This window comes from Cytophaga sp. (genome assembly GCF_051961495.1).
GTDB lineage: Bacteria > Bacteroidota > Bacteroidia > Cytophagales > Cytophagaceae > Cytophaga.
On record NZ_JBQCDF010000129.1, the window covers coordinates 1 to 17553 of the forward strand.

General features: G+C 39.0%; 12 protein-coding genes. 8 read left to right on the forward strand and 4 right to left on the reverse strand.

The window, feature by feature from the left end:
* The first annotated feature begins 319 nt into the window (after positions 1-319).
* Entirely contained in the window at positions 320-781 is a 462-nt protein-coding gene (locus ACTHJT_RS06235; protein ID WP_440237139.1) for an OmpA family protein, read from the forward strand.
* A gap of 382 nt (positions 782-1163) precedes the next feature.
* On the forward strand, positions 1164-2582 hold the full coding sequence (locus tag ACTHJT_RS06240) for a hypothetical protein (protein WP_440237140.1): 1419 nt from the start codon (positions 1164-1166) through the stop codon (positions 2580-2582).
* Here the strand turns inward: ACTHJT_RS06240 and ACTHJT_RS06245 are convergent.
* The 4 genes from ACTHJT_RS06245 to ACTHJT_RS06260 form a co-directional block, all read right to left on the reverse strand.
* Positions 2554-3252: a VIT1/CCC1 transporter family protein gene (locus ACTHJT_RS06245; protein WP_440237141.1), complete on the reverse strand. Its 699-nt coding sequence runs from the start codon at positions 3250-3252 to the stop codon at positions 2554-2556. The genes ACTHJT_RS06240 and ACTHJT_RS06245 overlap by 29 nt on opposite strands.
* A 50-nt stretch (positions 3253-3302) precedes the next feature.
* Positions 3303-3830 carry a hypothetical protein gene (locus ACTHJT_RS06250; protein ID WP_440237142.1) on the reverse strand — a complete coding sequence of 176 codons (528 nt, stop codon included), beginning with the start codon at positions 3828-3830 and terminating at the stop codon, positions 3303-3305.
* 177 nt (positions 3831-4007) lie between these two features.
* Entirely contained in the window at positions 4008-4805 is a 798-nt protein-coding gene (gene rlmB, locus ACTHJT_RS06255) for a 23S rRNA (guanosine(2251)-2'-O)-methyltransferase RlmB (protein ID WP_440237143.1), read from the reverse strand.
* Between the two features lie 114 nt (positions 4806-4919).
* Positions 4920-7823, reverse strand: coding sequence for a glycosyltransferase family 117 protein (locus ACTHJT_RS06260; RefSeq protein WP_440237144.1), 2904 nt, complete (start codon positions 7821-7823; stop codon positions 4920-4922).
* Positions 7824-8263: 440 nt separating this feature from the next.
* Here ACTHJT_RS06260 and glgP point away from each other — a divergent pair, with 440 nt between their 5' ends.
* The 6 genes from glgP to ACTHJT_RS06290 form a co-directional block, all read left to right on the forward strand.
* Positions 8264-9901 (forward strand): alpha-glucan family phosphorylase, encoded by a 1638-nt coding sequence (gene glgP / locus ACTHJT_RS06265; RefSeq protein WP_440237145.1) that lies wholly within the window; start codon positions 8264-8266, stop codon positions 9899-9901.
* A 159-nt stretch (positions 9902-10060) separates the two neighbouring features.
* The gene (locus tag ACTHJT_RS06270; RefSeq protein ID WP_440237146.1) at positions 10061-11254 is read left to right on the forward strand and encodes a DUF4856 domain-containing protein; all 1194 of its coding nucleotides are present in this window, start codon (positions 10061-10063) and stop codon (positions 11252-11254) included.
* A 203-nt stretch (positions 11255-11457) separates the two neighbouring features.
* On the forward strand, positions 11458-12633 hold the full coding sequence (locus ACTHJT_RS06275) for a DUF4856 domain-containing protein (RefSeq protein WP_440237147.1): 1176 nt from the start codon (positions 11458-11460) through the stop codon (positions 12631-12633).
* Positions 12634-12728: 95 nt separating this feature from the next.
* Entirely contained in the window at positions 12729-13865 is a 1137-nt protein-coding gene (locus tag ACTHJT_RS06280) for an imelysin family protein (protein WP_440237148.1), read from the forward strand.
* 21 nt (positions 13866-13886) lie between these two features.
* Positions 13887-15224, forward strand: a complete 1338-nt coding sequence (locus ACTHJT_RS06285; RefSeq protein ID WP_440237149.1) for an HTTM domain-containing protein — start codon at positions 13887-13889, stop codon at positions 15222-15224.
* Positions 15217-17553 (forward strand): TonB-dependent receptor domain-containing protein (locus tag ACTHJT_RS06290; RefSeq protein ID WP_440237150.1); only part of this gene is annotated, 2337 nt, incomplete at its 3' end. The genes ACTHJT_RS06285 and ACTHJT_RS06290, both read left to right, overlap by 8 nt.

Below are 17553 nucleotides of genomic sequence, written 5' to 3' on the forward strand. Positions count from 1 at the left end.
TCGCCGCAAAAGCAAGTATTTTTATCAAGCATTAATTTTAAAATCGAAATACGCGCCGGGTGCGATAATGCTTTCGCAATACGAACCAGTTTTTCTTCTTCCGAGGTTAAATTTTGTTCTTTAATAACAGGCATTTTCAGACTATTCAAATCTAATCGTAAAGATACGATTGGATTATGGAAAGACAATAGAAAACCGTAAAACTATTTGAAGATGATTTTAGTTAATTGATTTTTAATTTGTTATAGTGTGTATCGCTTCATGAATTGTTTCGCATATATTAAAAACATAATTTTAATATACCGTTGAAGTAGCATTTATGAGATTCATTTTAATTGTCATTTTTCTTTTTCCATTGTGTAGTCAGAGCCAGATATTTAATTGGAACGATACAACTTTTGCGCCTGGTTCATATAGGTATTTCGAACTTAAAATTAATTATGACCGTGGTGCGCTGGATGAAAATCAGTTGGTGTATGATACTTTGACAATGTTCCTTAAAAATCATCCTGCTGTGAAAGTAGAGATAAATATACATACTGATATAAGAGGTTCTGAGGCATATAACATGGCATTGAGTAAGCGGTTTGCCAGTCAGCTTAAAAATTATTTTACAGGCAAAAGCATTGATTCCACTTTGTATAAAATCATTCCTAAAGGAGAATGCGAACCTGTTTGCACACAGGAGTACATCGATAAACTGAAAACAGATGCAGAAAAAAATGAAGCGCATCGCAAAAACAGATTATCTAAATTCATTATTGTGGAAGAAACCGAATAGCAAAAGTTTTTATAATTTTTCTTCTTACTCAACGCAAACATATTATCACTACATTTGTCGATAAATGAAAAAGGCGATTTTAAACAGTATTCTGTTCTTGTTACAATATTCAGAATTATCAGAGCAATAGCTTATGGAGAATTATTATAAATGTTGTAAGTTTATTTTATTACATAAAAAAGCAATCATTTTTTTTCTGTGTGTCGCAACAGGAGGGATAACGTCTATACTGTTAAAGCAGGACGCCAATTGGGATCTTAAAAACTATCACTTATATAATCCTTATGCATTTTTGACGGGACGCATGCAGTATGATTTTGCTCCGGCAATGTTACAGACATATTTTAATCCATTAATAGATTTTTTTAATTACTGGTTAATCATGAATCTGAAACCTATTGTAGTAGGTTTAATTTTAGGTTGCATACATGGGGTAAATAGCTATCTCTTATATTTGATTGTTGAAAAGCTGGTATCAGGGCTGAATATAGCCTTAAAGAGGTGGGTAATCTTCGCTGCCTGTCTGATGGGCTTCTATGGTGCTGCAGCTATTTCGGAAGTCGGCACAACTTTTGGAGACAACGTTGTAAGCTTATTCATATTAACGGCTTTGTATATACTGATACGTCAACTGATCAACTGTTATAAAATTTCCGGATATAAAATAAATCTGTGGGTGATACTCTCTGCAGGTTTATTGATGGGCTTTGCAGCAGGTGTAAAATTAACTACTGCCATTTATCCGGTGGCCTTTGTTTTGTCGCTGGCCTGGGTTGCGAAAAATGTAAAAGAATATGTTCAGATAGGTTTGGTTTATGGCAGTGCGGTGTGTATTTCATTTTCCGCATCTATGGGATATTGGATGTATCTGCAGTGGATGCGTTTCGGTAACCCAACGTATCCGTTTTTTAATAATATTTTTCAATCACCTTATGGGAGAATAACGAATCCTACAGATATCCGATTTTTTCCGAAAGGTTTTTTTCAAACATTATTTTATCCATTCTATTTTGTAGTAAAACAAACCTATACGGCAGAGGTTACATTCAGGGATATGCATTTAGCCGTATGCTACTGTTTGCTGATCGGTTTTGTTGGGTTTTTCTGTTATAAAAAGTTTGTCAGCAAGGAAACAGAAATATTTACGGCAGGCAATTATAAAATGTATTTCTTTATCATTTCATTTTTTGTACTCTCTTATATTTTATGGCAGAAATTATTTTCTATTTACCGCTATGTATTGCTGCTGGAAATATTGAGTCCGGTATTTGTGCTTATTATATTGAGTTTCTTTTCCATGGATAAAAAACGATTCTCCTTTTTATTTATGGCAATCTCTGTTCTTACCGTTAGTAGTGTGAGTCAAATGGAATGGGGAAGAATATCATGGGCAGAATCCTATTTCAAAGTGGAAGTACCTGCTATAGCACATCTGGAAGATGCGAATATTATTATGGCAGGGGAGGAACCATCAGGTTATATAGTTCCGTTTTTTCCGGAGAAGACACGCTTTTTACGGATTGAAGGGAATTTTATCAGTTTAAAAGATACCACACTATATCAGAAAAAACTTCTGGAGCAGATTAAAAGTAATTCATATAATTACTTATTAATGCACAATCTGAACCTGAAAACAGTTACAACAATTGAAAAGAAGACCGGATTGCAGGTAGACTCAGCTACTTGTGTAAATTTCAAAACACGTATAGATGAATTATGCTTGTGTGCTTTAGTAAAAGATACAAGCCGCATTGCTGATGAAGCAGGGTTAATCAAGAGAACATACGATCAAAACCCGTAGCTACCAGGTATGCAGCAGCAGCTGCAATCAGCCCGATGGAAGTAACTTTTAATGCACCTGTAACAGGATGCTGCCCGGTGATTTTACTTTTAAAATAACCGAATACAAATAGACATAATGTGGTGATACATGCAGATGTAATAAGACCGTGTATTGGCGTATCAGTAAATATATAGGCAGTAAGCGGAAGCAGTCCGCCGACAAAATATGCACCACCGATGGTTAGAGCAGAGTTGCGGGCCCTGTCCGGATGCGGCTCTTCCAGTCCCAGTTCAAACTTCATCATAAAGTCTACCCACTTTTTCTTGTCTTTTGCCAATTGATTGGCTAAAAGTGTTTGTCCGGCATCATCAATACCATACTCAGCAAATACTTCTTTTACTTCCTGCAGTTCTTTTTCAGGAACAGTTTCAACTTCTGCATACTCACGATTAAGTTCGCTTTCATAGTGTTCAAGTTCTGTTCTTCCTGCGAGATAACCGCCCAGACCCATGGCGATACAGCCGGCAACAATTTCTGCGATACCCGCAGTTATAATGATCGTATTGTCTGTAACCGCACCGCTAAGACCGGCAGCCAATGCAAATGGAACGGTTAATCCATCACTCATACCAATAACGATATCGGTTATAAAAGCTGAACTTTTTAAATGTTCTTCGGTATGAGTCATAGAGGATTGGATTCGTATATTTAAGTTACACAATAAATTTTTATAAATAATCAGCTATATACAACATATGCATGAGCCACTACTGAAATAATCCAGCAGCCAACAAGTAAATAAAAAACAGCAGGTTTGTGCCAGAAGGCAAAAAGTATGCAGCCAACAATACCAATTACTCTAGGTAGCCACCATCTTTCGGTTTCATAGGCAAATTGCGGAATGAAGTGCATGGCAATGAAAGTAGCCATTAAAATAAATACAACTTTAGCATTGGCTTCAAAAAAAGTTTTAAAGTCAGAATAATCATCTGTTTTCGTCAGAAAATTCACCAGGATCATAAAGACCAGTGGCGGTAATAAAAATATCCAGTAAGTGAAATAGTTGACACTATCTAAATTAGGCATCAGCTTGAAGAAATTAAAAACATTCTGCACGCCGATTTCTGTAACCATTACAAGCGTAATTAAATAAGGCATATATGCTGTATGCGACTCAATAAACACTTTCCACTTGCTGAATAAATCACTCAGTGCTATGCCATAAATTAATAAAGGAATAAATAATAAGTATTCTCCTAAATCCATAAATAATAAATGAAATGTGTTTTGCTAAAATGCAAAGGTAAGACTTCTGTTAAAATTGTTAAAGCTGTATAAAGCCAGTTATCCATTTTATAACAGATTTTTGTAAAATGCAATCTTATGTATTAAATGGTCGGCTTAATTTAAAAAGGGTCTGTAAAATGCAGACCCTTTTGATTATTATTTCTTCGCGCGTCGCTGTCTGGTTACTTCAGACAGGATCATGCCTGTAGCTACAGATACGTTTAGGGAATTGATGTGACCGCTCATGGGAATGGTTACATGCGCATCTGCATAACGCAGCAGATCTGTACTGATTCCATCTTCCTCACTACCCATAAGGATCACACACGGATCTGTCAGATCTTCGTCGTAAACAGCTTTGCTTGATTTTTCTGAACAGGCAATAATGCGGAGACCACATTGTTTTAAATATTTAACCGTATCGATCAAATGATCTACACGGCAAACAGGGATATGGTATAACGCGCCTGCAGAAGTTTTTACAGCATCACTGTTTAACTGTGCGGCGCCTCTTGACGGCACAACCAGAGCGTCTACGCCCAGACATTCCGCACTGCGGGCAACGGCCCCGAAGTTGCGTACGTCGGTAACGCGGTCAAGCATGACAAGCAACGGATTCTTTGCATTCTCAAAACATGCGCTTACAACATTGTCCAGCGAAGCAAAATTGATTGCTGACAAATAACAGATAACTCCCTGGTGGTTTTTACGTGTTACACGATCAAGTTTTTCAACAGGAACTTTGATCACCGGTACCTTAACTTTATTTGCCAGTTCATACAATTCCTGTACGACTGCCAGTTCAATATTCCGTTGTATTAAAATCTTGTCAATTTCTTTTCCTGCTTCCAATGCTTCCATAACCGGACGGATACCGAAGATCACGTCTTTATCATTGGCAGGTTTATTTTCCTGGGAGGAAGAAAATCTTTTTTTAGGGTAGTGTTTATCCATTTGATTTTGCCACAAAGCAGCAAGTTATTTTGATGTTCGTACTCGAACCATACAATTTATTTATATGGAGAAGAGATTAAAAAGTCCCGCCGGATTAGGCGGGACTTTTTAATTTTACTGCAAGGCTCTGTTCAGATTGGCTTCTACCATGAATGCATCAATCTGTTCGGATTCTTTGGTATAACCGTGTTCTTTCAGGATCTGAGATAAAACCTGTAGAGTAATACCTGTTGTTCTTTTCTTATTTGTTTCTTTGATCTTGTCTGCTTTAATGTAGTTCGCAACACCTTCTGCGTATGTTCTTATTTCCATTGCGTACTTATAGGCGAGATCTTTTTCACCCAGTTTAAACAACTGGCCAACCATGTAGGCATTCAAGTGATCGTAAGGTATTGCAGGACTTTTGATTTTGTTGAAACAGTATAGAATTGCTTCTTTCGCTTCTTTATCTCTGCGTTCCTGCATCAATTGGTTTGCAAGTGTGAAATACTGGCTCTTGGAGTTGAACGTGAAACGCTGATAGTTTTCGTCGTAGAAGATGGTTGAATCATCCAGGTTTGTGAACTCAAACTTCATCATGTTTTTCAGCATAACATCTGTATTGATCCAGCCTTCAGAAGCACCCGGGATTTCAACCGGCAATAATCTGTATGCCATGCCTTCCAGCTGCATGTAACGTTGCATGCCAATGTAATCGGATGGCGACAAGGTCGTAGAGAAATAAATCGGGCGTTTCCAGTTGTTGTTAACCAGCATGTTCAAAATAACATACGTGCGTTTATCCATTCCGCCATCATTGATTGAAAACGCTAATCTCGGCGTGATTGCAGGAATTAGGTTTTCCGGAACGATGCCTAAAGAAGCTACGTGAGCTGTATCCACAGGCAATACGAAGTTTGCTGATGGATAGAAGATCAATGGCTGTCCGTCGTAAATACGGGTAATCAATTTATCTTTTCTCTTCGCAAGGTCTAAGAAAATAGGCAGGTTAATGGTTGCATTTTTATTTTGTTCGTAAGTTTCGCGGTCAAGGTATAGATAATCATTTGTACCTTGTCTGTATTGATCTATACTTAAGCCAATCGGTAATGAATCTGATAAGTATGCTTTTTCTGTCATTTGTTTGATGTACCAGTCGGTATTCAAAAGACTTAAGTTACATACACGAACATCCGTACGTACGCCTTCTACTTCCTGTGCGTACCATAATGGGTAAGTATCGTTATCACCACCTGTAAACAGGATTGCATTTTTTGCACAGCTGTTCAATAAGTTTTTCGCAGATTCAACCTGGTAATAACGCTTGCTTCTGTCGTGGTCATCCCAACCTTGTGAACCCATGATTCCGGGAACAACCAGCAACACAACAGATGCAAACGATGCTGCAACCACTCCGTTTCTCAATACATATTTTTCAAATGTCTCTGCAAGGAAAAGCACGGCTAAACCGATCCAGATAGAATACGCATAAAACGAAGCAGCGAAGGTGTAATCACGTTCACGCGGTTCGGTAGGCGGCTGGTTCAGGTAAACAATAATGGCAAGACCTGTAAATAAGAAAAGCATGGTAACAATGATTCCGTTCTTTCTGTCGCGGGTGATCAGGTAAGAGAACCCGATCATACCGGCAATCAAAGGAAGAAGGAAGAAGTTGTTACGGGCTTTGCTTGCATAAAGAGCTGTATGCTCATTAAGCGAGAACCAGTTGTTTGGTCCCAACCAGGAAGAGTCCTGCTCATCACCCATACGGCCGGCGAAATTCCAAAGGAAATATCTCCAATACATATGGCCCATTTGGTAAGTAAACATGAACGACATGTTATCCGCGAACGTAGGCACATGGCTCTTGCTGAATTTCATCCAGCTTCTGTATTGTTCCGGATGGCCAGGCTGGTTGCTGTACATACGTGGGAACAACACTTCATCTTTAGCTCTGTATACTACTTCTGTTTTATAATCTGTGATGATATATTTGTCCTTGCCTTTCGCATCTTTTCCAGGCACATATACCGGGCTCGTTTTTTTGTATTCCTGCGGTTTTGCAGTAAAGTTTGGTCCTTTTAATAAAGGCCTGTCGCCATATTGTTCACGCTTCAAGTAAGAAGTGAATGTCATTACGTTTTCAGGATCGTTCATGTCAATCGGAGGATTGAATTGAGAACGGATCACAATAACACCATATGAGAAATAACCGATTAAAATAAAACCTAATGCAAGCAAAGAAATATTCAACAATCTCTTGCCCGTTGTTTGAGAATAGTAGATTGTATATGCAAGGCCGCCAATCAGTAAAGCCATAAATGCGATGACACCTGAACCGAAGCCCATACCCATGGAGTTTACAAAGAACAACTCAAACTTAGATGCAATGGTTGGTAAACCTGGTATGATTCCGACCATTACTACACCCAATAACAATACACTGATGATTAGTGTTACGAAAGAACCCGTAAGATTTATCTTGTCGTATTTTTTGAAATAATATACAAATGCAAGTGCGGGTATTGCTGTTAAGTTCAGCAAGTGTACACCGATTGAAAGACCAACCAAATAGGCGATAAAGATCAGCCAACGCTCAGACGCAGCTTCATCAGAGTGAGCTTCCCATTTCAGGATTGCCCAGAAAACGATTGCTGTAAAGAAAGACGACATGGCATATACTTCTGCTTCTACAGCAGAGAACCATGCTGAATCTGAAAATGTATACGCTAAGCTTCCGACAACACCAGCGCCCATGATTGCAATCAATTGGGCCGTTGAATGTTCGCCGTTTTCATTTTTAGCAAGTTTCTTAGCGATCATAGTAATTGACCAGAAAAGGAAAAGCACCGTGAATGAACTTGACAATGCAGACACAAGGTTTACACAATAGGCTACATGCTGCGGATCACTGGCAAATAAAGAGAAGAAACGCCCAACCAATAAAAATACAGGAGCTCCCGGTGGGTGCGGCACCATAAGTTTGTAAGAGGTTGAAATAAATTCCCCGCAATCCCAGTAGCTTGCGGTTGGTTCCATAGTTGAAACGTAAACAAAAGTGGCGATTAGAAATACCAGCCACCCGGTAAGATTATTTATTCTGTTGTAAGTCATCAGTTCGGTTTTTTTATAAAAATCGATAAGGAGCGAAATTACTAAAAAAACCTATACAGAGGGTGATTAAGGCTGTAAAATTGCTGTTAATACTATATTTTCAACGAATCTGATTTATTCCTCTTACTAGGAAAGGTGAAGGTGTTTGGAATACGGTAACGGATATGCGTAAAAGCTTACCTATCAGTAGTTTTTTGTTCCATGCTACCAGAATTTAACTCATTTATGTTTCAATTGTATTAATCAAGGTAATTACTGGTATTAAGCAATTTTAATATACGGATATCAATGGGTGTGTGAGAATATTTATAACTTGGTTCAGTTTTGAAGCTTACCCAATATCTTTTAGCCTTAATTAATTCAATATGTCCGATTATTCATCTATAAATCAAGAGTATAATACTTCTGTTGCATATTTTTCAATGGAATATGCCATACACCAGCCATTAAAAGTTTATTCAGGAGGCTTAGGATTTTTATCTGGTTCGCACATGAGAAGTGCATACGATCTGAAGCAGAACCTGGTTGGTGTCGGAATGCTCTGGAAATATGGTTATTACGATCAGGGAAGAAATGAAGATCTTACTATGCGCGTAGACTATACCACAAAATATTATTCCTTTTTTGAAGATCCGGACATCAAAGTTCAGGTAACCGTTTTTGGTAAAGACATCTGGGTGAAAGCTTATCGGTTGAAACCTGAAACATTCGGTTCTGCGCCGATTTATTTTCTGACAACGGATTTGCCTGAAAATGATTATCTGTCAAGAACGATTACAAACTATTTATATGACCCGAATGAAGAAACACGCATTGCTCAAAGTATTGTGCTGGGGATCGGTGGCGGAAGAGTTTTAGATGCTGTAAACCGTCATATAGATATTTATCATATCAATGAAGCGCATGCATTACCAATCGGGTTTCATTTATATGATAAATATAAAAACTGGAATGATGTAAAAAGCCATCTTGTTTTCACAACACACACACCGGAAAAGGCGGGTAATGAATCTCACAATTTTGATCTGTTGAAGCGGGCCTCTTTCTTTGGAAGTGTACCGGAACATGAGATTAATGTTCTGGACTCTGTTATTAACGGACAGTTTGAATATAGTCTGGCAGCTCTCCGCATGGCCAAAAAAGCTAACGGAGTATCAGAATTACATGGAATCGTTGCACGTGATATGTGGAAGGACTTTGCCAACATTTGTCCGATTGACCATATTACAAACTCACAGCATGTTGGCTATTGGGCCGATAAAGCATTGCTGCAGGCGTATCACGAACACAATGATCATTGGATCGCGATGCGTAAAAAAGAATTGAAAAAGCAATTATTCGAAGTTATTGCCGACCAGACCGGAGATATACTGGATCCGGATGTACTGACAATTGTCTGGTGCAGACGCTTTGCAGGCTATAAACGACCGGATCTGATCATGCGTGATTATAACCGTTTTATTAATCTGATCACAAATAATGACCAGCCGATCCAGGTGATCTGGGCAGGCAAGCCATACCCGAAAGACCAGGGAGCCATTGATATATTTAATAAGATCCTCCAGACAACACTTACATCCAGTAGGGCGGTTATCCTTGTAGGCTATGAATTAGGACTTTCTGCTTTATTAAAAAGAGGTGCGGATATATGGCTCAACAATCCGAGGTATACACGTGAGGCTTCGGGTACAAGCGGGATGACTGCTGCAATGAATGCCACATTGAACCTTTCCAATTTAGATGGCTGGGTAAAAGAATTTGGCAAAAACATGGATAATAGCTTTATCATGCAGCATGCCGATTCAAGCCAGGGGATGGAAGAGCAGGACAACCAGGATGCCCGCTTCCTGTATGAAATTATGGAGCAGCAGGTAATTCCCACGTACTATACAGACCAGAAAAAATGGTCACAAATGATTCGTAGAAGCATGGATGATATTTTCCCGTTCTTCAATTCAGACCGGATGGCGGACGAATACTATAAAAAATTATATAATGCATGAAACTCCAGTACACATATTTAAGATAGTGATTTAGGCTATAAATGATTTAATGTGTATATTTGACTTAAAATCACTGATTTGTAGGTGATTGGGACTGGATTAACAGTTCCATAACGACAAGCTGAAACCCTTTACATACTTATAATAAAAGTTTAACATATGAATGCCCCAATAATGAAAATCAAATTTATAGTTTTCATACTGATGCTTGCAACAGCAGTATCCTGTAAGAAAAAAGAAGATCCACAACCAACCCCACCATTAAGATCACCGATCAGCTATAGCGACCTAACCGCTACAACTCCTTACGGTACTTTTTTCAAAGATGAAACAGGTGCGACGACCGTGGACCGTACTGAAGGAAGAAACCTGCTGCGAATGCTTGAAGCGATCGATGTTTATTGTAAATCTTCTATTGAAGACAAAACAGCTATTGACTCTACCAAGCTGAGTAATATGTTCCGTAATCAGTCAAGCGCATTTCCCGATCCTTATGAGGATCTGAACGGATTAAACTATTCAATTCAGAAATTCACTGCGAAATCTACAACATATAAAGCCGCAACAGATAACGATATTGAGAAAATGATCGGAGCCCTGGCCAGATCAAGCCAGTTTATAGACAATGCAGCTGGTAATGGCAATGCAGGATTATATGATGGACAATACCTGGTTGATACCGCTGGTGTAGAAAACAATGTAGTCCTTGTTGAAGCATTGATCGGTGCATTGCAATTAGATTACATTGGAAACTATTTATTGTTTACAGGTTTAAATGCTGATAATCATCAGATCGTACCTGGTACAAATTATACTCAGCTGGAACATAACTGGGATATTGCTTATGGTTTGTTAACGTCAAATGATATTTACGCACTGGGCGCTACAGACGCGACAATGAACGACGGTGAATCATATCTTGGCGCATGTGTATGGGAAAATAATAAAGCAGGGTATAAACAATTATACGCGGCATTCCTTAAAGGACGTACGGCTATTGTAAATAATGACATGGACGAATTGAAGAAGCAGGCTTTGATTATCCGTTACATATTGGAAAAACCTGTTGGTATTTCTGCTGGTCTTCATATCTTGGCTATGGTACAGGCTAACCATCAAACTGCAGGTGTGAGAGCGCATGAATTTGCCCAGGGATATGGATTAATATATGCAACCCGCTTCTGCTTCTTATATACCGGCACAGATGCCTTCTCGAAAAAATATATGACAAAGTTGCTTAATTCAACCATTACACGAGTTGAAGATATTGCCTACCAAACAGTTACCCCTTATGAGGTTCAGCTGGATGTTCAGGAAGAAGTACTGGACAAATTCGGGTACTACCAGCAATAACAGAAATTTATATTCTTAATTGAATAGCCGGAAGTAGAGAGCTTCCGGCTATTTTTTTTGTAATATATTGGCAGTCTATTAGTTATTTTTAGGCATTTTTTATTATTTATAATTGTTCCAAATAATTCACCTCTTTATTTGTAACTAATCTAAATAAATATAACTTTGCGCTCCGAACAAATAACAAATTCAAATATACCCCTATGTATACATTCGCTTTTAAAAATCGTGTTTTGCTGCTTATGGTAGCTTTGGTAGGATTTACTACTGCATGTAAAAAGAAAAATGATGATCCGGCTCCTGCAGTAACAGAATCCACTCCAGGATACAGAACAGTAAAAATTGATTACAGTACATTAACTACAACAACGCCTTATAGTGCAACATTTTTGGATGATGAAAAAAAGGATTCTACTGTTAACCGTAACGAAGGAAGAAATCGCCTGAGAATGTTCAGAGCATTGGCTAGCTACATCAGTTCATCTGTATCTGCCGGCACTGTCATTGATTCAACAACCCTTAGTAATATGTTTGCAAATAAAAATGCTCCGTTTACTGGTGGGTATGCTAATTTAAATAACCTTGACATCAACATTAAAGAAGTAACGGCATCTACGAAAGCAAACCAGACTGAGGTGCATGCTTTTCTTGAATATGCATTTGGCAGAATGGCTTATATAAGTACGAAAGCTTCTCAAACAGCTGAAAAAGGTGTTGCCGGAAAATCAGGCAATTATTTATTGGATGAAGCAGGTGTTGAGTGGGCACAGGTTATTCAGAAGGCATTGATTGGTGCATACCAGTTGGATTATATCAGCAACGTATTATTGAATACAGGTTTGAATGCAGATAACCAGTATTTAGTACCAGGTAAAAAATATACAGAATTAGAGCACGTATGGGATGAGGCTTATGGTGTATTTACATTCAACGACATCTACAACGGTGGTGTGACGGATCCTGCGGGCGCAAAAAATTCTTTAGAAGTGTATTTGGGTTCTTATGCATGGGAATACAATAAAGCAGACTACGGTAAACTGCATATGGCTTTCTTAAAAGGACGCGCTGCTATTGTTAATAATGATCTGGCTGAAATGCGTGCCCAGGCAGCAATCATCAGAAACATTCTTGAAAAAGCATTAGGTGGTGCGGCCTGGGGATACATGAACAAAGCAACAGACGCTCCACATGCATTCGGTGAAGGTTTTGGCTTCATCTATTCAACACGTTTCTGTGCATTAACTGGTGCTGATAATGCATTTTCTGACGGACTTATGGATGATTTATTTACAACAGACGAAACTACATTCTACGATATTACTGCAGCACAGTACTCAACTGTTAAAAATAAAATCGCTTCAAAATTCAATCTGCAATAATCAATTGCTGTTGAATAGTATTAAATAATTGAATTAAACACGAATAGAAGCAGGTAATTTACCTGCTTCTATTCGTGTTTATAAAAAATCATTATATGAATTTCTCTAAACTTCGTTTGGCATTATTTTTTTCTATACTTCTTGTAACGGCATCTTGTGGAAAGAAAGATAAAGGATCCGAAACTCCGCAGGGGAATTCAACAGACAGGGCTGCGATGCTCACAAATATTGCAGACAACCTGGTATTGCCGGCATATGCAAGTTTTGAAACAAAACTGAATGCGATGATCAGCAAGTCTGATGCTTTCAGAAATGATCCGACCACCGCTACATTAGCAGATTACAGAACGGCATGGGCAGATGCTTATGTCGAATGGCAAAAAGCTGCACTGTATGAATTTGGTCCGGCGGCAGACAATGCATTGAATTCATATATGAATATTTATCCAACCAATGTTACCAACATACAGGCAAACATACAGGCTGGTAATGCAAATTTAGACGTGTCCGGAGCTTACCCAACACAAGGATTCCCGGCATTGGATTACCTGCTGAACGGATCTGCCGCAACGGATAATGAGATCATAGCTTTGTATACAACAGACGCTGATGCAGCTAAGCGTAAAGCGTACCTGTTGCAGTTAACCAATCAGATGCACTCAAAATTTGATTTGGTATATCAAACATGGAAGACTTCGTACAGAGATTCTTTTGTATCGAATACAGGTACAGGTTTATTTTCATCAACATCATTAATGGTGAATGGTATTGTCTTTTATTATGAACGATATATCCGTTCGGGAAAATTTGGTGTTCCTTCCGGAGCAATGGTTAATGGTGTAGTATCGGCACAATCTGTTGAGGGCTATTACAACAAAACCATTTCATTGTCATTGGCGAAAGCTGCCCACAAAGCGTTTGTAGATTTTTTTAATGGCAAAAGTGTTCTGACGAATACCGAAGGCGCATCGCTGAAAACCTATCTGGATGGTTTAGGTGCAAAAGATGCAACAACACAAGTGCTCTTATCTGAAAATATCAATACACAGTTCGCAGTAATATCCGGTAAACTGAACCTGCTGACAGATGATCTAAGCAATGAGGTAGCTACGAATAACACAGCCATGATAGCAGTGTATAACGAAATGCAGAAATTGATTGGCCTGATTAAAGTAGATATGACTTCAGCCATGAGCATTACAATTACCTATACAGACAATGATGGCGACTAGTCATTTATTACAGACAACTCTATGAAAGGTTATTTCTTAAAATATACATTAGCGGCACCGCTGGTAGTTTTCAGGATTGGCCTGGGCATTATGTTGTTTGCAAGTACCATACGGTTTTGGTTAAAAGGTTGGATTGAAGAATTGTACATCAAACCAACCTTTTATTTCAGTTATTATGGTTTTGATTTTGTAAAACCATTAGGGAGTTTTACATACCTGTTATTTTTTATCTGTGCTGTTGCTGCTTTATGTGTAGCATTAGGCTATAAGTACAGGATTGCGGTCACTGCATTGTTTTTGAGTTTCACCTACATCGAACTCATGGATAAGGCAACGTATCTGAATCACTATTACTTTGTCAGTATGATTTGTTTCTTACTGATATTTCTGCCTGCCAACGTTTCTTTTTCTATCGATGCATTAAAAAATAAAAAACTACAGGTAGAGCAGATTCCGGTCTGGTGCATAGATGCGGTAAAATTATTTGTGTGCCTGTTATATGTGTTTGCAGGAATTGCTAAAATAAATTCTGATTGGCTCCTGCAGGCAATGCCTTTAAAAATATGGCTTCCGGCACGTAATGATTTACCGGTAATCGGTTTTATATTCAACTATACCTGGGTAGCATATCTGTTTAGCTGGATCGGTTGCATCTATGATTTATGTATCCCGTTCTTGTTGTGGAACAAACGTACCCGGATATGGGCTTATATCCTGGTGATTGTCTTTCATACACTCACTTCCATTCTCTTCCCAATCGGAATGTTCCCTTACATCATGATCGTGACGGCTTGTATCTTCTTCGATGCTGCATGGCATCTGAAATTTATAAACCTGCTTAAATCCCTGTTTGGTACAAAGCGGCTGCTATCCACTCAGCAGGAGACCAAATTAGAATGGAATAGTTTGCAGCAACGCTTTGTTAAGGGCATTTTTTTCGTTTTTTTTGCGATTCAATTCTTGTTTCCTTTCAGATACATATTCTATCCGGGAAATTTATTCTGGACAGAAGAGGGGTATAGATTCTCGTGGAGGGTAATGTTGATGGAGAAGGCTGGTTATGCGCAATTCATCGTTACGGATGATTCAGGAAAATATATTACAGTGAATAATAATGATTTCCTCACTGTGCTGCAGGAAAAAATGATGTCCACCCAACCGGATATGATGCTGCAGTATGCACACCATCTTGCTTCTCATTACACCAAAAAAGGCTTTAAAAATCCGAAAGTATATGCTGAAACATATGTAGCATTAAACGGTCGGTTGGGAAAGCCCATGATTGATTCCAAAACAGATCTCGCTGCCGAATCTGACTCATTCAAACACAAATCCTGGATACTGTTATATAATGATTAAAAGATACTGCTTCTTTCTTAGTTTTCTACTGCTCACGTTTCTTTCTTCTTCTGAAGTTTTCGCCCAGCATAAATTATCCGGCAAAATAGCTGCAGAAGCTGATAGTACAGGAATAGCTTCCTGTACAGTGTCCTTGAATAACGGGAAATATATCACCAATACCGATTCACTCGGAAAGTTTCATTTTAAAGATCTGCCGGATGGAACGTACCAGCTGACGGCCTATGCCATCGGCTATAAAAGCCAGCAGCAGACTGTTGTAATTGATGGGAAAAATAAACACGTACACATTTTTCTTGCAACAGACGGTTATCTGGATGATGAGGTCGAAATTGAAGATGTCGTGACTTCAACACACCTGAAGGATGTGGAAGACATGTCGATTTATGCCGGGAAAAAATCTGAAGTAATTGTAGTCGACAGCCTGGTTGTGAATGCAGCAACCAATAATGCAAGACAAGTATATGCACGTGTACCGGGGCTGAATATCTGGGAGAATGATGGAGCCGGTATACAGTTGAGTATTGGTGGACGCGGACTTGACCCGAACCGTACTTCTAATTTCAATGTACGTCAGAATGGATATGACATCAGTGCAGATGCACTCGGGTATCCGGAAAGTTACTATACACCACCGATCGAAGGTGTGGAACGCATTCAGGTTATACGCGGAGCAGCTTCACTGCAATATGGAACACAGTTCGGCGGTATGCTGAATTTTATGATCCGCAAACCGGTTGCAGATAAAAAGATTCAACTGGTGGCCAGACAATCATTCGGATCATTTGGTTTTTACAACACCTTTACGAGTCTGAGCGGAACAGTTAATAAAGTTAGTTACTATACATACTTCCAGTATAAAACCGGAAATGGCTGGAGACCCAATTCGGATTTTGATACGTACAACTATTTCGGCAACATCAATTATCAGATTTCAAAACGCACTGCCATTGGCCTCGATATAACTGTGATGAGCTACCTTGCGCACCAGCCCGGTGGTTTAACAGACGATATGTTTAAAGCGGATCCAAGACAAAGTAACCGTGAGCGTAACTGGTTCCAGGTAAACTGGAAAATGGCAGCAGTAACGTTTAATCACAAATTCAATGAGTCAAACGAATTTAATTTCAGGCTGTTTGGCCTGTATGCAAACCGCTATTCGCTTGGCTTCCGTCCAAACCGCGTAGCTACTATTGATCCGGGCGACACGGAACGTGATCTTATTAAAGGTGATTTCAGAAACATTGGTGCCGAAGCGCGGTATATGAAGCATTATACACTTGCTGGAAAAGCGCTTGTTCTGCTGCTAGGTGCAAGAGGATATTATGGGAATAACCTGAGTACGCAGGGGCTGGGAAGTAACGGGAAGGATGCAAACTTCAATTACGCCAGTGATAATTTTATGAATTACGATTACACATTTAAAAATAAAAATCTTGCCTTGTTTGCTGAGAATATTTTTTATGTTGGCAATCGCCTTTCCATTACACCAGGTATTCGTTATGAATATATCAACACCTCTGCAGACGGTTATTATGGAACGCAATACAAGGACCTGGCAGGAAATGTCCTGGCTACAGATACTACGTTTGAATACCGTTCCAGCGCACGCCAGTTTATTTTAGGAGGTATCGGTATCAGTTACAAACCGATGAAGAAAATAAATGTGTACGGAAATATTTCACAGAACTATAGATCCATTACTTATAGCGACATGCGTATTTCAAACCCGTCATCAGTGGTTGATCCGAACATGCAGGATGAAAGAGGCTTTACACTGGACCTCGGTATGCGCAGTGAAGAAACGAAAGTATTTATTTATGACGGAAGTTTTTTTATCCTGAATTACGCCAACCGCATCGGTGAATACCAGACGAAGGATGCTACGGGTCGTTTCATTCGTGAGCGTACGAACATTGGCCATGCAGTGATGATAGGTGTTGAGTGTTATGCAGAATATGATGTGATGAAATTAATGCTGCCAAAGACAAAAGTATGGTCAGGAGCCTTATTTATGAACACAGCTTTTATTAAGTCTGAATACGTGAAAAGCATCATTCCCGGTGTACAGGGAAATGAAGTGGAATTCGTTCCTAAGTTTAACATGAAGGCCGGTGTACGCGGCGGATATAAAAAGTTTAAAGCTTCATTCCAATACACGCATTTAACGCAGCAGTATTCAGATGCTACCAATGCGGTTGATGGAGGTACTTCGGCCGTAGTCGGACTTATTCCTTCTTACCATATCATGGACCTGAGTCTTTCGTATGAATATAAAATTTTCAGGCTGGAAGCAAACGTTAACAATTTAACCAACCAGATGTATTTT